The sequence below is a fragment of the Haloferula sp. genome (assembly GCF_049672945.1).
In the GTDB taxonomy this organism is placed as follows: Bacteria; Verrucomicrobiota; Verrucomicrobiia; order Verrucomicrobiales; family Akkermansiaceae; genus Haloferula.
In genome coordinates, this window is sequence record NZ_JBATWY010000121.1 from 13,583 (window position 1) to 32,542 (window position 18,960).

General features: G+C 61.3%; 15 protein-coding genes. 14 read left to right on the top strand and 1 reads right to left on the bottom strand.

The window, feature by feature from the left end:
* Window positions 1-157: 157 nt before the first annotated feature.
* The 6 genes from WBG04_RS10600 to WBG04_RS10625 all read left to right on the top strand — a co-directional run bounded on the left by WBG04_RS10600 (window position 158) and on the right by WBG04_RS10625 (window position 5,664).
* A complete protein-coding gene (locus WBG04_RS10600; RefSeq protein ID WP_424314403.1) occupies window positions 158-556 on the top strand; it encodes a hypothetical protein in 399 nt (132 codons plus the stop codon).
* 97 nt (window positions 557-653) lie between these two features.
* A complete protein-coding gene (locus WBG04_RS10605; RefSeq protein ID WP_424314404.1) occupies window positions 654-2,021 on the top strand; it encodes an efflux RND transporter periplasmic adaptor subunit in 1,368 nt (455 codons plus the stop codon).
* A complete protein-coding gene (locus WBG04_RS10610) occupies window positions 2,018-2,707 on the top strand; it encodes an ABC transporter ATP-binding protein (RefSeq protein WP_424314405.1) in 690 nt (229 codons plus the stop codon). The genes WBG04_RS10605 and WBG04_RS10610 overlap by 4 nt, the downstream gene beginning before the upstream one ends.
* A 105-nt stretch (window positions 2,708-2,812) precedes the next feature.
* Window positions 2,813-3,961: an ABC transporter permease gene (locus tag WBG04_RS10615; protein WP_424314406.1), complete on the top strand. Its 1,149-nt coding sequence runs from the start codon at window positions 2,813-2,815 to the stop codon at window positions 3,959-3,961.
* Window positions 3,962-3,964: 3 nt separating this feature from the next.
* On the top strand, window positions 3,965-5,116 hold the full coding sequence (locus WBG04_RS10620) for an ABC transporter permease (protein ID WP_424314407.1): 1,152 nt from the start codon (window positions 3,965-3,967) through the stop codon (window positions 5,114-5,116).
* A gap of 17 nt (window positions 5,117-5,133) precedes the next feature.
* Window positions 5,134-5,664 (top strand): hypothetical protein, encoded by a 531-nt coding sequence (locus WBG04_RS10625; protein WP_424314408.1) that lies wholly within the window; start codon window positions 5,134-5,136, stop codon window positions 5,662-5,664.
* A gap of 35 nt (window positions 5,665-5,699) precedes the next feature.
* Here WBG04_RS10625 and WBG04_RS10630 read toward each other — a convergent pair whose 3' ends face one another.
* A complete protein-coding gene (locus tag WBG04_RS10630) occupies window positions 5,700-7,487 on the bottom strand; it encodes an SLC13 family permease (RefSeq protein WP_424314409.1) in 1,788 nt (595 codons plus the stop codon).
* 208 nt (window positions 7,488-7,695) lie between these two features.
* Between WBG04_RS10630 and WBG04_RS10635 the strand changes: the two genes are divergently transcribed.
* The 8 genes from WBG04_RS10635 to WBG04_RS10670 all read left to right on the top strand — a co-directional run bounded on the left by WBG04_RS10635 (window position 7,696) and on the right by WBG04_RS10670 (window position 18,954).
* Window positions 7,696-7,965, top strand: coding sequence for a hypothetical protein (locus tag WBG04_RS10635; RefSeq protein WP_424314410.1), 270 nt, complete (start codon window positions 7,696-7,698; stop codon window positions 7,963-7,965).
* Between the two features lie 97 nt (window positions 7,966-8,062).
* The gene (locus tag WBG04_RS10640; RefSeq protein ID WP_424314411.1) at window positions 8,063-9,145 is read left to right on the top strand and encodes an SPFH domain-containing protein; all 1,083 of its coding nucleotides are present in this window, start codon (window positions 8,063-8,065) and stop codon (window positions 9,143-9,145) included.
* Window positions 9,146-9,180: 35 nt separating this feature from the next.
* The gene (locus WBG04_RS10645) at window positions 9,181-10,392 is read left to right on the top strand and encodes a zinc ribbon domain-containing protein (RefSeq protein ID WP_424314412.1); all 1,212 of its coding nucleotides are present in this window, start codon (window positions 9,181-9,183) and stop codon (window positions 10,390-10,392) included.
* Between the two features lie 318 nt (window positions 10,393-10,710).
* Entirely contained in the window at window positions 10,711-11,481 is a 771-nt protein-coding gene (locus WBG04_RS10650; RefSeq protein WP_424314413.1) for a hypothetical protein, read from the top strand.
* Between the two features lie 310 nt (window positions 11,482-11,791).
* The gene (locus WBG04_RS10655) at window positions 11,792-13,723 is read left to right on the top strand and encodes a hypothetical protein (RefSeq protein ID WP_424314414.1); all 1,932 of its coding nucleotides are present in this window, start codon (window positions 11,792-11,794) and stop codon (window positions 13,721-13,723) included.
* A gap of 112 nt (window positions 13,724-13,835) precedes the next feature.
* Entirely contained in the window at window positions 13,836-14,531 is a 696-nt protein-coding gene (gene trmD / locus WBG04_RS10660) for a tRNA (guanosine(37)-N1)-methyltransferase TrmD (protein WP_424314415.1), read from the top strand.
* A 95-nt stretch (window positions 14,532-14,626) separates the two neighbouring features.
* The gene (locus WBG04_RS10665; protein ID WP_424314416.1) at window positions 14,627-17,485 is read left to right on the top strand and encodes a PSD1 and planctomycete cytochrome C domain-containing protein; all 2,859 of its coding nucleotides are present in this window, start codon (window positions 14,627-14,629) and stop codon (window positions 17,483-17,485) included.
* Window positions 17,485-18,954, top strand: coding sequence for a DUF1501 domain-containing protein (locus WBG04_RS10670; protein ID WP_424314417.1), 1,470 nt, complete (start codon window positions 17,485-17,487; stop codon window positions 18,952-18,954). The genes WBG04_RS10665 and WBG04_RS10670 overlap by 1 nt, the downstream gene beginning before the upstream one ends.
* Window positions 18,955-18,960 lie beyond the last annotated feature (6 nt).

Genomic DNA, 18,960 nt, shown 5'->3' on the forward strand with positions numbered 1-18,960 from the left:
TCCTTTCGCTGAAAGCACGGGGCCGGACCCCAAGACCCTCCGCCTCATCTTTCTCGGAATGATCGGCGCGGACGACCCTCCTATCAGAAGCGATCCGTCCCCCCACGATCCCGCTGCTTGAAACTCCTTCAATTCTGCGCTACTAAAACCTCCTCGGATGATCCGCAAGGCCACATCGTTCCTTCTTCTGATCCTCCTCGGGCTCTATCTGCCCGCGGCGGCGACGTCGGTGTGCCTCTGTCTCGGCCCTCAAACTCAGGCCCCGGACGCGTGCCCTTGCGTCGCCTCCACCTCTTGCTGTGAGGAAACGGAAACCGGCATGAGTTCCTGCTGCAGCGATCCTGATTGCTGCGTCGTCATTCCCGCAATGCCAGACGGAATGGAGCCGCAGTTGACTCTGGCGCCCTTGCCGGTCGCAGCACCTGCTCCGGTCAGCCTGCATGCCGAACTCCCTCCCGTCCCTTCGAGCGAACTGCGCTCGCCGGTTTCGCACCGTGCGCCTCCACCTCTGCGGAGCGCCCCCATTCGCATCGCCTATGGCGTGTGGAGACTCTGATCCGACGAACGTTTCCGTCGTTTCCTTCTGACCGCGGCCCTTCACCGCGCTCTGCAGCTGCCTCGTTTTGATGCAGCGAACTGTCTCCCTATTTGCCATGTCCACCTCCACTCTCGATTCACTCAGCAGGCATCGCGAAAGCGCTCCGCCACCACGGCGTTCCCGCGCCTGGCTCCTGCCGCTCGGCATCCTGCTCGGCTTCGCCCTGCTCTTCATCATCCTTTTCCGCGACCGCCTGCTGCCAGCCACACCCGTCGCAAGCGCCAGCGTGATTGCCATTCCCGGCGAAACGGAAACCACCTCACCCACACCCGACCGGAACTCGCCCGTCATTTTCCAAGCCACCGGCTGGGTCGAACCGGATCCATGGAGCGTGAAAGCGACCGCTCTGATCGATGGCGTGGTCGAAACCGTCCACGTCCTCGAAGGCCAACTCGTCGAGCAGGGTGAACTCCTTGCCACGCTGATCGCCGACGATTCCAAACTCGCTCTCAACGCCGCCGAACAGGAACTCAGCCGCCGCGAGGCCGCCCGCGACGCTCATTGCGCCGGCATCCTCACGACCATCGAGGAAATGAAAGGCATTCAGGCCCAGGAAAAATCCGCCCTCGCGGTGCGTGACGCCGCCAAGGATCGGCTCGACCGACTCGAGCGCAGCGGAACCCGCGCCGTCTCCGAGCGCGACATCGTCGATGCCCGGCTCGATTACGAACGGGTCAGCGCCCTCGTCCGCGCCGCCGAATCGAAGGTCACCGAAATCGCCGCAAGGCTGAACGAAATGTCCTACGAAACGGTATCCATGGAACACATGATCCAGGCCGGACAGGTCGCCGTCGATCAAGCCGCACTCGCCCTCTCCCGCACCGAAATCCGCGCCCCCATCAGCGGCCGCGTCCTGCGTCTGCTGGCAGCTCCCGGACAAAAGCGCATGCTCGGCATGGACGACCCGGAAAGCTCCACCATCGCGATTCTCTACGATCCCGAGAAACTCCAGGTCCGTGTCGACGTGCCGCTCGCCGACGCCTCACAACTCCAGATCAATCAAGCCGCCCGCATCCGCTGCAGTCTGCTTCCTGACCAAAGCTTCCACGGAAAAGTGACGAGCATCGTCGGCCAAGCCGACATCCAGCGCAACACGCTGCAGGCCAAAGTGCTCATCGAGGACCCCGACGACGCCCTGCGGCCGGAAATGCTCTGCCGCGTCGAATTCCTGCAGGCCCGGAACGGCGGAGATACCGCCACCACACACGGCCTCACACTGTGGATCCCGGAGGCTTCCATCGAAGGAAATCGCGTCTGGGTCATTGATCCGGATTCGAAACGAGTCAGCGCCCGCGAGGTCACCCTCGGTGCCAAGTCCGAAGATCGCCAGCAAGTCCTCTCAGGGCTGCGCCCTGGCGAACGCATCGTCCTCAACCCCTCCGGCCTGAAGAACAACCAACGCGTCGAACCCAAGCAGACATGAAGACACCAATGATCACCTGCCGTGGGCTGACCAAGACCTACCAGAAAGGCAGTACTTCCGTCACCCCTCTGGAGTCCCTCGACCTCGAGGTGCCCGAGGGTCAGTTCCTCGCCCTGATGGGTCCCTCCGGGTCCGGAAAGACCACACTGCTGAATCTCATCTCCGGCATCGACTCACCGACTTCCGGAACACTCGAAGTCGCCGGTAGCGACATCAGCACCCTCACCCGTGGGCAACTGACGAAGTGGCGGGCGCGCAATGTCGGCTACATCTTCCAGCTCTACCACCTCGTTCCGATCCTCACCGCCTACGAGAATGTCGAACTCCCTCTGCTGCTCGACCCCATGAGCCGCAAGGAGCGCCGCGAGAAGGTCGAGGCCGCGCTTGATCTCGTCAGCCTCTCCGACCGCATGGACCATCGGCCCACGGAACTCTCTGGTGGTCAGGAACAAAGGGTCGCCATCGCGCGCGCGCTCGTCGCCGACCCCGACCTGCTCGTCGCCGACGAACCGACCGGCGACCTCGACCGCGAAAGCGCCTCCAAGATCCTCGATCTCCTGAAAGCACTCGCCCACGAGCATGGCAAAACGATCGTCATGGTCACCCACGACCCGCGCGCCGCCGCCGCCGCCGACCGCACCCTTCATCTCGAAAAAGGCCTGCTCATCACCCAGCCCGTAGCATGACCGTCTCGGTCATGCTCCAAAAGAGCCACTTCAACCCAACGACTAGCATTCACCAAAAAGAGACACCCCAGCCTTCATGACCGGAACGGTCATGCCACAATTAAGATGAACGCCATCCTCAATCTCCTTTCCCTCGCCTGGAAGCAGCTCAGCCGACACAGGTTGCGTACGGGACTCACCGTACTTGGGGTGGCCTCCGGCATGTTCCTGTTCACTGCGGTGGAGACCATGCAGCGTTCGCTTTCCATCGCCACCCAGACCACTGCGGCGGATACCACCTTGGTCGTCTACCGCGAGAACCGTTTCTGTCCTTCCACCAGCCGCCTTCCAGAACAATACGCCGACGAGATCAAGGCGATCAAAGGGGTTCGCGAAGTGGTCCCGATCCAGGTCGTCGTCAACAATTGCGGCGCATCCCTCGACGTCATCACCTTCCGTGGCGTACCGGAAGGCAAGCTGACCAGCTACGCACCGGAAATCGAAGTGATCGAAGGCAGCCTCGAAGAGTGGAACCACCGCAGCGATGGGGCCCTGCTCGGCGAGGTCTTTGCCAAACGCCGCGGCCTTTCGCCCGGTGACCGCTTCGTCGCTGCGGGAGTGACCGTCCACGTTTCCGGCGTGATCCGCTCACCCTTTCCGCAGGACAACAATGTCGCCTACGTCGACCTCAACTTCCTCCAGCAAGCCTCCAAGAGCGGGCTCGGCATCGTCACTCAGTTCAATGTCCGCGTCGACACCGCCGACCAACTCGAACCCGTGGCCGATGCCATCGACGAGCGCTTCCACAACGACCAGCAACCGACCAATACCCGACCCGAAAAGGCCTTCTTCGCCGAAACCGCCAACGAGCTGATCGAACTCATCGGCTTCACCCGCTGGCTGGGCATCGGCGCGGTGCTCGCCGTCGGCGGACTCGTCGCCAACGCCGTGCTGCTGATCGTCCGTGGCCGGATCAAGGAGAACGCCGTGCTCCAAACACTCGGCTATCCCGGCAAGGCCATCGCCTGGCTGGTGATGAGCGAAGGCGGCATCCTTGGGCTGTTAGGTGGGGCCGTCGGTGTCCTCGCCGCAGCAAGTTTCCTCGCCTGGCAATCCTTCACCCTCGGTAACGAAGGCCAGACCCTCGCGATCCAGCCGGATGCCTTCGTCGTCCTCACCGGATTGCTTGCCTCTCTTCTGCTGGGCCTGCTCGCATCGCTCTGGCCCGCCTGGCGCGCCATGCGCCAACCCATCGTCGAAAGTCTCAAAGGCTGAATCATGCTTCCCTTTTCCTACGCGATCCGGAACCTGTTCCGCGACAAGGCCCGGCTGCTCCAGACCGTGGGCGGCTCGGCACTCGTCGTGCTGCTGGTGATGGGCGCGCTGGCCCTCAATCAGGGCATGAAGCAGGTCCTTTCCGCATCCGGCTCACCCCGCAACGTCATTCTGTTAGGCGCCGGCTCCGAGGAAAGCGTGCAGCGCAGCGAGGTCGCCGAGCAGACCGCCGGGATCGCCGCCAGCGAGATCCCCGGTGTTTCTGAAACGATGGACACGCGCGCGGTCTCGACCGAGATCCACTACATGGGCCTCGCCCAGTTTCCCGACGGTGGCGACGCCCAAGCGCTCTTCCGCGGCGTCACTCCGACCGCGCTGCTCGCCCACCCGGAAATTCAAATCATCGAGGGCAGCTACCCACGCACCGGCGAAGTCATGGTCGGCCGACTCGCCTCGCGACAAATGAAGCAGGACGCCTCCGCCCTTGCCATCGGCGCCACTCTCCGCCTCGAAGATCAGGACCTGAAAATCTCCGGCATCTTCGCCGCGCCCGGCACCGTGATGGAGTCCGAAGTCTGGATGCCCATCGGTGACCTACGCGTGCTGGCCCAGCGCGACACCGTTTCCTGCGTCGTCCTCCGCCTCGACGACCCCGAAGACTTCGCCGAGGCCGACCTCTTCGCCAAACGCCGCCTCGACCTCGAACTGAGCGCCCTCCGCGAGTCCGACTACTATGCCCGCCTGAGTTCGTTCTTCGCACCGATCCGCGCCATGACCTGGCTGACGGCCGGACTCATCGCCGCCGGTGCCCTCTTTGGCGGACTCAACACGCTCTATGCCGCCTTTGCCTCGCGCATCCGCGAAATGGCCACTCTCCAGGCGATCGGCTTCAACCGCCGCGCGTTGCTCGCCAGCCTGATCCAGGAAAGCACGCTGGCTTCGCTCACCGGAGCGCTGCTCGCCTCGATCGTCGCCCTCTTCCTGCTCGATGGCCGGGTGGTTCCCTTCTCGATCGGCACCTTCGCCATTGAGATCTCGCCCTCCGTTGCCTTGACTGGTATTCTCACCGGCCTCTTCCTCGGGCTCCTCGGTGCCCTTCCTCCCGCCATTCGCTGCCTCAAGCCCGCCCTTCCCGTCGCCCTTCGATCTTCCTGAATCTCAATCAATCCATCATGAAACCAAACATCATCCTCGGTCTCCTCGCCGCCACTCTCGTCTCCTGCAGCGAGGACAAGGCATCCAACACGACCGAAGTCAAAACCACCTCGCCCGAACTGGCGGCCGTCTTCGTCGACACCATCGCCGATGAAGCCAGCCCGATTCACCTTGCCCGCACCACCGTGCAGCCCGGCGACCTCATTGTCCTCAAAGGTCAGGTCATGGGGGCCCTTGAACCTTTTGTCGAAGGCCGCGCCGCCTTCATTCTGGGCGACCGCGAAAAACTGACCCCCTGCAATGAGATGGGCGACGGTGACCAATGCCCCACGCCTTGGGACGCCTGCTGCGACACCAAGGAAGATTTCCGCGTCGGTACCGCCACCATCCAAGTCGTCGGCGATGACAAACGCGTCCTGAAGGAAGGCCTCGAAGGCGTCGGGGGCCTCGAAAAGCTCAGCAAAATCCTCGTCAAAGGCCGCGTCGCCGAACAGTCCGGCCCCGGCAATCTGGTCGTCAACGCCACGGCGATCCAAATCGTGGAGTAGTGCTTTTCCGGGCCAGCCCAGCTTCTAACAGAAAATCAGAACGGCCAGAATCTCGGAATCAAGATCGTGGCAGCCCCCCACAACACAAGGTTGAGCGGCACTCCAACTCTGAGGAAATCACTGAATTTGTAGCCCCCCGCGCCGTAAACGTAGGTATTCGTTTGATACCCGATCGGCGTGATGAAGCTCGCACTCGCACCAAACATCACGGCGACAATGAAGGGTCGTGGATCGACATTCATCGACGTAGCAATGGAGATCACGATCGGCGTCAGGATGATGGCCACGGCATTGTTGGTGACTACTTCGGTCAGGAGCGAAGCCAGCAGATAGATCGCAGCCAGCACGAAGATCGGGCCAAAGCCGGAGGTGAGCTCGACCAATTGGTTGGCGATCAGTTCCGCGCCACCGGTCTTTTCCATCGCCAAGCCGATACCAAGCATGCCGTAGATCAGAAAAAGGATGTTCCACTCGATGCTGCGGTAGGCATCCTTTACTTCAAGGCAGCCCAGCAGGGTCACTGCGACGGCAGCGATCAGAGCCGCACTGGTGATCGACATCACACCGAAGGCGGAAAGGGCAACCGCTACCGTTAGGGCAGCGATCGCCAGCACGATTTTTGACTTCCGGGGCGTCTTGACCAGGCTCTCGTTGAGGCTCAGGAAATCATCTTCCTTGCGAAGTTGTGCCAGCCCGTGAATCGGACCTTCGAGCAGAAGCGTGTCACCGAATGCCAGGGTCAGATCCCGGTATCCCTCTTTCAGATTCACGCCCTTGCGATGGACCGCCATCACCACCACGCCATATTTCCGGCGCATGTTCGAGTTCCGGACGGTCTTCCCGATGAGCGCGCTCTGGCTGCCGATGATGGCCTCCACGGTCATGACTTCGGTGCCTACGCCATCCTCGCCGACCTTCTCCGGCAACAACACCAGCCCGTCCGTGGCACGAAAATCCGCCAGCGCCTTGGGCGACGCACGGAACCAGAGCACGTCCCTTTCCTCAATGACCAGGGCATCAAGCGGCACATCCTCGACCCGTCTTCCATTCCGGTTCACTTCATAAACGACAACCTTGTTCCGATCCGCGAAGAGCCCGACCTCGACCAACCTTTGCCCAACCAGCGAAGACCCCGGCGCGATCTCGGCGGCACTGCTGAATCGCCGCGTATCCTCGGCATCGAGCAGGCTGCTCACCGTATCCCGATCCGGCAGCAAACGATAGCCAATGAAGTAGAGGTAGAGGAACCCGATCACCGCATAGATCATTCCCAGCTTGCTGATCTCAAAAATGCTGAAGGCCGGTTCGCCCGCGGATTCCGCAACACCCGCGACGAGCAGGTTCGTCGAGGTCCCGATCAAGGTGGTCGTACCGCCGAGAATACTAAGGAAGGAAAGGGGAATGAGAAGCTTGCTCGGCCGGATCCCCGTGCTTCTCGAGTAGGCCATCAATACCGGCAGAAACACGACGACCACCGGCGTGTTGTTCAAAAAGGCGGAGAGCGGCATTACAATCAGCGCCAGCACCAGCAGCGCGCGCATTGCAGAATTACCCGCCCACTTCGCGAACTTTCCCGCCAGCCAATCGATCGCACCCGTCCGCGTCAGCGCCTCGCTGAGCACGAACATCGCCCCGATCGTCATCGGTGCCGCATTACTGAAAACCTTACCGAGATCCTTTTCATCCAGAACTCCAACGATCAGCAGCACACACATGCCCCCGAGTGCGGCCATATCGACCGGCAGCCATTCGCGAACGAACACGGCAAACACCACGATCAGCACCGCAAAGGTGATCACCATCTCCAAAGTTTCCCAAGTCATGATCCGTGGCAGGCTGTTTGACGCGTAATCTCTAAATGCCATCTTCCGCGCCGGAAGCAAGCCAGACCGAAACCCCCACCCATCGCTCCGATACGTGTCTTGCCCCCTCCGGAAAGGCTTGAGCTGATTTGTCTGGATTGGTGGTCGATGATGCGTTACGACGCCGATCCGCGCACTTCGCAGAAAGCCTGATCGCGGACCATCTTTCGTGAAAATCACTCTCAACTCATCGATTCCCGAAGAACACCGGCCCGCCATCGAGGCCTTGGTCGGCAAACGCTTCTTCAATCCGACGATCATCTGGCTTCCCAGCCGCTTCCCACGCTTCGTGATGTTGGTGGAGCCCGGTGGCGACGGAGGAAGCGAGCCCCTGCCGGACTCGATTTTCGACTCCTCCGAGGAGAACAGCGAATCACCCGCCGCCCTCGCCGAACTGCTGGAAGATCAAATCAAAGCGCTGCTCGCACCGGCAAATTAGCCACCCCACTCCGTGATGAGAATTCCGACGTCGATTTCTCATTGCTTCAATCCGCCTCTTTCCCGAGGCTGCCCGCTGTAACTTACCAATTATCGCTATGGGCATCATGGACTTCATCAAAGGGGAGCTTCTCGAAATCATCGAGTGGCAGGACGATTCACGCGACACCATCGCCTGGCGTTTTCCGGACAACGACGCGGCAATCAAGAACGGTGCCCAGCTGATCGTTCGTGAAAGCCAGACCGCCCAGTTTCTCTACCTCGGTCAGTTCGGCGACACCTTCGGCCCCGGCAAGCACACCCTCGCGACCGACAACATCCCGGTCCTGACCCGCCTCAAAGGCTGGAAATACGGCTTCGAATCGCCCTTCAAGGCCGACCTCTACTTCGTCAACACCCGCCTTTTCACCGGCAACAAATGGGGCACCTCGAACCCCATCATGCTGCGCGATCAGGACTTCGGCATCGTCCGCGCCCGCGCCTTCGGCACCTACGACTTTCGAGTCACCAACGTGCAGACTTTCCTCAAGGAAGTCGCCGGCTCCGATCACGACTTCCGCGTCGATGAATTCGCCGACACCATGCGTTCGCGGATCGTCTCCATTTTCTCCGATGCGCTCGCCACCGCCAGCATCCCGGTGCTCGACGTCGCCACCCGCTACACCGATCTCGGCGACGCTCTGCTCCCGCTCATCAATCCCGTCATCTCCGCCAAATACGGCATCGAGGTCGCCTCATTCATTGTCGAGAACGTCAGCGTTCCCCCCGAAGTCGAGGAAGCCATCGACAAGCGTTCCGCGATGTCGGCCATCGGCAATCTCAACGACTACGTCAAATACCAGATGGGCCAGGGCATGGCCTCCGGTGAAGGCGGCGGTGGAGGATCCGCAGGCATGGCTTCGGAAATGGCGATCGGTTTCGCCGTCGCTCAGGAGATGATGAAGAACTCCGGCCTCGCCGGCTCGCCACCGGCACTGCCCGGTCAGGTTGGCGCCGCCACCTCACCGGCACCCATTGCCGCGAATCCCGACATCCTCGACCCTGCCACCGTCGCGCGCATGCTCGGCGTAACCGAGGCCGACGTGATGACCGAGATCAGCTCCGGCAAGCTCGCCGCCAAGAAGATCGGCTCCGCCCATCGCATCACCCGCGCCGCCCTGGACGCCTTCCTCGCGGAGTAGCGTAAGGAGGGCGGACACTCTTGTCCGCCTGCACCATGAGCGACACCCCGCCATCCATCCCACCTCTTTCTGGCGACGAAGGCGACACCTCGCCCATCGTCGTCGGCAAGCGCAAGATCCCGCCACCGCTCCCCGACCTCCGGGGCGCTGCCGCCGAGGTCCGTTCGCTCGAACGTCACGTCTGCCCGGAGTGCGGCGGCAAAGGCGAGTGGGACCCCGGCAAACGCAAGCTCATCTGCCCCTACTGCGGCACCGAGTTCGAACGCGTCGCCCCCCCGCCGCCGCCCGGCTCCATCAAGGAGCACGACCTTGACCAGATGCTCGTCGAGCTCGGTGAAAAGTCGTCCACCGTCGACACCGCCAAGCGCAAGGTCCAGTGCACCCACTGCCACGCCGTGCTCGTCCGGGAAGCCAGGAACGTCGGCCAATCCTGCGACTTCTGTGGCTCGCCGGAAATGCTCGACTACGCGGACATCGAAAGCCCGCTCAGTCCCGAATCCCTGCTTCCCGCCTCCATCTCCAAGGAAAAGGCCTACCATTCCCTGAAAGCCTTCCTCGCCTCGAAGTGGTTCGCCCCGAACGACCTCAAGCGCCGCAACCTCGTCGACCGCATCCACGGCGTCTATCTTCCCTACTGGACCTTCGACTCCGCCGCCGAGTGCCCATGGACCGCCGACAGCGGCACCTACTACTACGTGACTCGTACCCGCCGCGGTCCTGATGGGAAAACTCAGACCTATCGCGAGCGCAAGACCCGCTGGCGGCCCGCAAGTGGCCATGTCTCCACCTGGTTCGACGACATCCTCATCACCGGCTCACAAGGTCTCGACCCATCGATCCTCACCAAACTCGAACCCTTTCCTACGAAAGATCTCGTACCTTACGAAACCCGCTACGTCTCCGGTTGGGAAGTCGAGCAGTACCAGATCCCGCTCCTTCAGGCCGCCCGTTCCGGCTTCGGCGTCATGGAAGGCACGCTCCGCGAAATGTGCGCCCGTGAAATCCCCGGCGACACCTACCGCAACCTGCGCATCCATCCGACCTACACACGCAAGACCTTCAAGCACATCCTCTGCCCCATCTGGATCCTCGCCTACCAGTACCGCAGCAAGACCTACCAAGGTGCCATGAACGCCGTCACCGGCACCACCTACGCCAAATTCCCGATCAGCCCATGGAAAGTCGCCTTCGTCGTCATCCTCGCCCTGATCGTCATCGGAATCATTCTCTTCGCGATGAATCGCTGACGCCAACGCCGCCGAGGAAAACGGCACCATCTACGACTTCATCGACGTCGGTGAGGACAGCTTCAAAAAGCACGACCCCAAAACCCTCGCCGACCTCACCACCAGCTTCACGCAATACAAATGAACCGAAACGGCATTTCGGCGAGTAAGCCCATCTCTTATTCCACCGAACTCCAGTTCGCTTCAATAAGACTCACCCTTATTCAATCGAAATGCGTTTCGATTGAATAAGGACCGTGATCCTCCCCATCCCGATATGATCAAGCGACCGATTCATCTCCAGTCCCACTTCCAGTCGAACACCGCTTCCTTGATGAAGTGGGGGACACCACATTCTATGGACGGGGTAAGGAACTCATCCTTGGCAGAGAGGGGGTGTCCGCCACATTTGGGATCGGAATCGTCAAATTTGGCCGGCCTCTCCATGAAATCCGCAGTGAAATCGTCGCACTCCAGCAGCAGGTTGAGTGCGATACCTTGCTTAACACCATTCCAAGCGTCGCGAAGCGAGTTCAACGAGATGGCTTCTTCTTCCACGCCTGTAAAGACTCGGATGACGTTCGCAGTATTTTCCTCCACTACTTGCGGGAACTGGACTGCGAGGCCGAGTTCGTGATCGCTCGAAAAAACCCCTCGCGCTTCACTCGCAAACACAACGGCAAAGACGACGAATTTTACGCTGACATACTGTCTCACCTCATTAAACGACGTCTCAAGCGCCCCCAGCGCATGATTCTCAACATTGCTGAACGCGGCTCAAGTACACGCGCTCGAATCCTCGATCAAGCACTGGAGAAAGCGGTTGGACGCGCCTCCAAACGCTGGGAATCAGACGAACTGAAAGGCGAAGTCGTTTTCAACGTCCAAACCCCCTCCCGAGAACCTCTGCTCGCTGTTCCCGACTATCTCGGCTGGGCAATCCAGCGTGTGTTCGAACGCGGCCAAACCCGCTACTATGACTACCTTCAGGACCGAATTCGGCTTGTGGTCGATCTCTACGATGCATCCCGCTATCAAGGGAGTCGCAACTACTACGACCGCAGAAATCCGCTCACGACAAAAAATAAAATAGACCCGCAAATCACCTGAGCGGGATACCCCGCGACGCCATGGAGACGACTTTCAGTGGCAGCAGGCCTGCCGAACCAAAGCATTGTTTCCAAAAAGTTTCCACAAGTTTTCCACATTCCTTACGCCTATCCCAACAGAGCCTCCTTATTTGACTGGAATCCCCCCGCCCCATCGCCGACCACTACGAGCTTTCCGAGACGGAAAAGCGCGACCTCACCCAAACTGCGGCCTGAACCCTTAATGCAAAAGATCCGCGGATGAACGCAGATGGACACAAATTGCAAGATTAGCGGCTGGCCAAATCGCCGTTCACTGGCGACGAATCGGCATGGGTGAAGCGAAACGGAAAAACCAGCGGGCCTGTCCCGCCCTCGGGAAAACCATCAGCGCAGCAGAATGCGGCAGCGGAAGGAACTCGGAAATCGATTGCCCGGCCGATTGCCCGCACAACCCTTTCTCCGCCGTCAACTACATCGAGCAGTTCGGCCCCTTGGAGGAAAAGGTCATCCACAAGCTCACCGCCCTGCTTTCCAAGGAACTCAGCCGAACCGAAGTCCGTGAATTGTTGGAATGCGAAGATGAGTATGATGCCCACGCACTCCATGTCTGGCACATCCATGGCCGTGGCCTTTTCGACCAATGGCGTGAGGCAGGACGCTTCGACGGCTGGAAGAACGACGAACGTTTCATGGCCGAATGCTTCGCCACCATCCGGGTCGCCCTGACCGAAATTCAGCGGATCGAAAATGAGACCACCGTGGTTTTGCGCGATCTCCTCCAGCCGGAACTCGGCGAGCTACGCCTGATCGATACCTCTTTCGTCCGCAACGCCAAACGCTACGACACGCACCTCGGCTGGATCTATCAGATCCCCGCTGGTTGGCGCTCCAGCGGCTCGGCAATCAGCTTTGAGGGCGTCGGATATCAGGATCCTGTAGAGTCTTTCAACATCCTCGTCGAGCACCTGGGCGCACCTGCCGAGGATCGCCAGAAATGGCTTCTCGAGAACATGATCCTTCTCCGCGAGGCCATCACCGAAGTCATGCAGGCCAGAAAAGAACTCTCATTCAGAGCTAGCGACCTGCGCGAAGTGCGGCGAACTTTTCACACCACCGCCGCCCGAGCAAAACAGCTCATTACCTCCCTTTCCAAGAAACCCTTGGTCGATGCCGTGCCCAAATCAAAGCACGACTTCGAAGCCACCGTTCTCGAAGCGTCACAAAAAGGAATGCAAGCCGCCATTGGACAACTCACCTTCAACGGCACCGAGATCGAAGCCCGTGCGATGTCGATGAAACGTGCCGATGCCTTGCGCGATTTCCTCGTCGCTGCCGACCCAGCCCTCAAGATGGCCGACGAATCCGTCATCGACTATGGCGAGGAGGCTGGTTTCCGGAAACGACAGCCCGAGCTTGCCCCTCCCGCCCTCTTGAAAGAAGTCGGCCAAGTCGAACTCACCCAGCACCGTGTCCCACTCGATCCCACCACCGGGATGCCCGTTGTCACGGAAATGACCAGCGGCTTGATGGACCTCCCTTTACCCCTACTCGACGGCCTCAGCCCGCGCGAAGCCGCCGCACGGCCCGAGCTCCGACAAGCCCTGATCCGCCTCATGAAAGGTCATATCACCCGCAGCGACGAGATGCGCCGCAAGGGTCTCGATATCGACTACAACCCCATCCTCAAGGAACTCGGCCTCGACGAACTCATTCAACCCGCGCCACCCCTCGGCGATCCACAGCCACCCGAGCCGGATGCCTCCAATCTTCCCGGCCCACCGCCGGGATCCCGACCCATCGATGCAGAGGAAATCGACCAACGCATCACCCCACTGTTTGAAGACAAGGACAAGCTGGACCGAGGATTGATCCGCCACGAAGAGCTCCTTGATGCGGTTATAGCTCTGCCAGCGGGTGAATTCAGTGAGTTCGAGCTGGAGCTGCTGCGAAGTGCCGCCAATCTCGCGATCCTCGTCTTTCATCCCACGCTCCCCCGGGACTTCCGCCCCGACTTCGACCGCATGACCGAGTGGTATGATGATATTTTGGAAGCCACTAACCCATCCGGCGACCCCCATCAGGTTGCGGAGGCCATGGTGGAAGCGACCGGTCAGGCTCTGCTGGTCAAGCAGGTCACCAGCTTTGTGGCGATCGTCTCAGAGAAGGCCGGGAAGCCACTCCGGAACGAGCACAGCTTCGAATTCATTCTCGCAGTTGCCGCATTGGTCCGGGAAATCGCCCACTGGCCCTGGAAGCGCTAGGCCAGCACCACGCCACAAGCCACGTCCCTTCCGGAGCATCGCCCGCAATGTCGATGCGCCGAAAACACTGGCGATCCCGGCCTCTTGGCGGTTCCCTCGTTCCCGAGCCACGATGCACATCGACATCCTCACCATCTTCCCCGAGATCGCGCTCTCGCCGCTGGGCGAAAGCATCATCAAACGAGCGCAGGAGGCAGGCATCGTCAGCATCGCCGCCCACAACCTCCGCGACTGGGCAACCGACAAACACAAGCGCACCGACGACACCCTCTGCGGTGGCGGCCAGGGCATGCTGATGGTCCCCGGCCCGATCTTCGATGCCATCGCCGAACTCAAACGCCCCGAAACCAAGGTCATCCTGATGACCCCGCAGGGCAAAGCCTTCAAACAGGCCATTGCCCGTGAGCTTTCAGAACAAACCCACCTGATACTCCTCTGCGGCCACTACGAAGGCGTCGACCACCGCGTCATCGAAGAACTCGTCGACCTCGAGCTCTCCATCGGCGACTACATTCTCACCAACGGCGCGATCGCCGCCGCGGTCGTCACCGATGCCATCGTCCGACTGCTCCCCGGGGCCCTCGGCGACGAACGCTCCCCCGAAGACGAATCTTTCTCCGATCCCAGTCTGTTAGAGGCCCCGGCCTACACCAAGCCCGCCGACTTCCGTGGTCTCAAGGTCCCCGAAGTCCTGCTCTCCGGCCACCACGCCAACATCGCCGCCTGGAAAAAAGAGCAAGCGCTCGCACGGACGAAAGCCAACCGCCCGGACCTGCTCGGCTCAGATTCCTCCGCGACGCCGAGTTGACCCAAACAGGCTCCTGCAGCCTATCAAAACCCTTGAAATGACAGGGATCGATGGCAACCAACGTAAGACAAACCACCGTCCTGATCGTCCGATCCATGATGACCCGATTCTTTCCCACGCTCGTCCTCCTCAGCTATCCGCTGGCGGCCGAGCCTGTCGACTTCAACCGCGACATCCGTCCGGTGCTGACAAAGAACTGCACCACTTGTCACGGCGGGGTGAAGATGGCCGGCGAGGTGTCGTTCCTTTACCGCGACGACGTCCTGGGGAAAGGCGAGTCAGGCAAGCCCGTCGTCGTGCCCGGCGATCCCGACGCCTCCGAAATGATCCGCCGCATTCTGTCCGATGATCCGGACGACCGCATGCCGCCGCCGGACCACCACCCGAAGCCACTCAAAGCCGAGGAGGTCGATCTCCTCATCCGCTGGGTCGAGCAGGGCGCCGCATGGGGCGAACACTGGGCCTTCAAGCCCCCCGTCAAGCCGGAGATCCCCGAAGTAAGCGACGCAGCGTGGCCGCGCCAAGCGCACGATGCCTTCATCCTCGCCCGTCTCGAGGCCGAGGGACTCGAGCCAGCGCCCGCTACCGATCTCGCCAAGTGGTTGCGCCGGACTTCCTTCGATCTGACCGGCTTGCCGCCGACACCGGCAGATCTCGAGCATCTGGAATCAGCCGCCGCCACGGACCTCGAGGCCGCGATGGCCGCCGAGGTCGACCGCCTGCTCGCCTCTCCGGCCTACGGCGAAAAGTGGGCCGCGATGTGGCTCGATCTCGCCCGCTACTCCGACACCTTCGGATTTGAAAAGGATCCGCACCGCGACATCTGGCCGTGGCGCGACTGGGTGGTCGACGCCTTCAACGCGGACATGCCCTACGACGCATTCACGATCAAGCAGCTCGCCGGAGACCTGATTGAGAAACCCGAGCCCGGCGACCTCATTGCCAGCGCCTTCCATCGCAACACCCAAAACAATACCGAAGGCGGCACCGATGATGAGGAGTTCCGGATGGCCGCGGTGATCGACCGGGTGAACACCACCTGGACGGCATGGAATGCCACCACCTTCGGCTGTGTCCAGTGCCATGCCCACCCCTACGATCCGATCCCGCACGACGACTACTATCGCTTCCAGGCCTTCTTCAACAACTCGGAGGACGTGGACATCAACAACGATTTCCCCCGGACAAAAGTAGCGAAGGACCCGAACCAGCAGGCCGAGGCAATGCGTCTCGAAAAGGAGATTCAAACGCAGAGGCGGGCGATCAACAGACCGCTGCGCGAGCTCGCCTCGAACGTCGATAAATGGCAGACCGCGCTATTTGACAAGGCCGTGGTCAAGCCTCCAACCGGAACCCTTTCCCAGCGGGACGACGGCATCGTGATCACCGCCGGAACCACGCCGACCCGCAGCATCTTCATCCTCGAAACCGCTGCCGAACCCCTCGCCCTGATCCGTGTGGAGATTTTCCCGGCCCAGGACGATCCGAAGGACTGGCATGGACGCGGCATGGTGATTTCCGGATTCGAGGCAAGCTATGTTGGAGCCAATGGCGAACGTCGGCCGATCGCGCTTCGCGAAGTGGCGGCGGATTTCCTCGCCGGTCCGTTCGATCCGAATGATTCGTTGAAGAAGGGCCATGCAGGTTTCGGCGATTACCCGATGACCAAGGGCCCGCGGACGGCCTGGTTCATCGCCGAAAAAGCGGTATCACCCAATGAAGGTGAGAAGCTCGAATTCCAGATCCGACATGGCGCGACTTGCAACGAAACCCAGAATACGGTGCTTCAGAAGTTCCGTATTTCACTCAGCGATGACGAGCTGCTCACCCGCTACGTCACAGGTGCTGATCATCGAAAGGGATGGGATGGGCTTGAAAAACTAGAAGCGCAGTACAAATCCATCCAAGGCATGACCATCCCGGTCATGCGCGAGCGCTCCGGAGCGGCCAGACGCGAGACCCGGGTATTCATCCGTGGCAATCGCATGACCCTCGACAAGCTCGTCGAGCCCGGCATCCCGGAAGTGTTCGGAGGACCACAGGAATCCCAGGACCGTTTGGACATGGCCGAATGGCTCGTCGGAAAGGACAACCCACTGGCGGCGCGGACTCTGGCAAACCGCCTCTGGGAACAGATCTTTGGGATGGGCATCGTCGAGACCCTCGGCGATTTCGGCAGCTCCGGCGCACTCCCCACCCACCCCGAGCTGCTCGACTTTCTCGCCCTGCGCTTGCGGGACGATCATCAATGGCACCTCAAACCCTTCCTCAGGGAGCTGGTTCTCTCGTCCACCTACCGCCAATCGAACCGGGCAACGGCATCGATGCTTGAGAAGGATCCGCGCAACCGCCTTCTGGCGCGTGGTCCCCGCAACCGACTGACGGCCGAAATGGTTCGGGACCAGGCGCTGCTCCTCTCCGGACGGCTGTCCCGCAAGATGGGGGGCCCACCGGTCTACCCACCCCAGCCCGAAGGTGTCTGGAACTCGGTTTACAGCGGTGCCAAGTGGCAGACCTCGATGGGCGAAGACCGCTACCGCCGCGCCTTGTACACCTACAACAAGCGAACCGCCGGCTACCCCGCCTTCCTCACCTTCGATGGCTCCGCTCGCGATGTCTGCCTCCCGCAGCGCATCCCCACCAACACGCCGCTTCAGGCCCTCGTCACCCTCAACGACCCGGCCCACATCGAGTTCGCCCAGGCCTTCGCCAAACGAATGGCCGAAGCCGGCCCCAAGCTGCCGGTTCAACTCGCCCACGGCTATCGCCTGATCACTTTGGAACATGCCACGCCGGAAGTCATCGAGGTGCTCGCCTCGCTCCATGCCGACGCCGCCGCTGACTACCAACAAAACCCGAACGAAGCCGCCAAGCTGGCCTCCACCCCGGATGAAGCCGCCCTGGTCCTCGTCGCCAACACCCTTCTCAACTCGGACTTCGCGCTCAACCGCTGATGAATCTTTTCCAACAACTCCAACACGACCGCGTCCAGCGTCTGACCCGCCGCCACTTTCTCGGTCAGTCGGCGCTTTCACTGGGTGGCCTGTGGATGGGCACGCAGCAGGGCTTCGGAAGCGTGCTGAAGAAGGATCCCGCCGCACCCCTCGCGCCGGACATCCCCCATTTTGCCCCCAAGGCCAAGCGGGTGATCTACCTCCACATGGCCGGAGCCCCGAGCCAGCTCGAGCTGTTTGATCACAAACCGGAGCTCACCAAATTCGATGGCAAGGACTGCCCGCAGGAATTCCTGGAAGGCAAGCAGTTCGCCTTCATCCAGGGCGTGCCGAAGATGTTGGGATCCCAGTACCCTTTCCATCAGGCAGGAAAAAGCGGCCAGTGGATCTCGGACCGCTTGCCCCATTTTGAGGAAGTCATCGATGATGTCTGCTTCATCAAGTCGATGTGGTCCGACCAGTTCAACCACGGCCCCGCCCAGTTGCTTCTTCACACCGGCAACGCCATCCCGGGTAGTCCATCAGCGGGTGCGTGGTCGACTTACGGGCTCGGTTCCGAGAACCAGAACCTGCCGGGTTTCATCGTGCTCACCTCCGGTGGCAAGAACCCGGACGCCGGGAAATCCGTGTGGGGCTCCGGCTTTCTGCCCAGTGTGTATCAGGGCGTGCAGTGCCGTTCCCAAGGCGATCCCGTGCTCTATCTGGGAAATCCCGACGGCGTTTCCCGGAAGCTCCGCCGCCGCACCCTCGATGCCCTGAACCAGCTCAACCAAAGCGCCGCCACCGAGTTCGGCGACCCGGAAACCGCCACCCGCATCGCCCAGTATGAGATGGCCTTCCGAATGCAGATCCACGCTTCGGACGCCTTTGACATTTCCGAGGAAAGCGCAGCCGTCCACCAAGCCTACGCCACCCAGCCCGGCAAGGAATCCTTCGCCAACAACTGCCTGCTCGCCCGCCGACTCGCCGAGCGCGGCGTGCGCTACATCCAGCTCTTCGACTGGGGTTGGGACTCCCACGGCACCAACGACCAGACCGACCTCCGCAAAGGCTTCGCCGACAAATGTCGCCAGGTCGACCAACCCATCGCCGCCCTTCTCAAGGACCTCAAGCAGCGCGGCTTGTTGGAAGAAACCCTCGTCATCTGGTCCGGCGAATTCGGCCGCACGCCGATGCGCGAAAACCGCGGGGGTGTCGAAATGAAGGCCGTCGGCCGCGACCACAGTCCGTCCGCCTACACCCTGTGGATGGCCGGCGGCGGCGTGAAGCCCGGCTTCAGCTACGGCGAGACCGATCCCATCGGCTACGAGGCCGTCACCGACAAAGTCAGCGCCCACGACTTCCACGCCACGCTGATGACGCTGCTCGGCTACGACCACAAGCGCCTCACCTACCCGTTCCAAGGGCTGGAACAGCGCCTCAGCAATGTCACCAAGCACTCACGCATCGTGCATGAGGTGATTGCCTGAACTCCT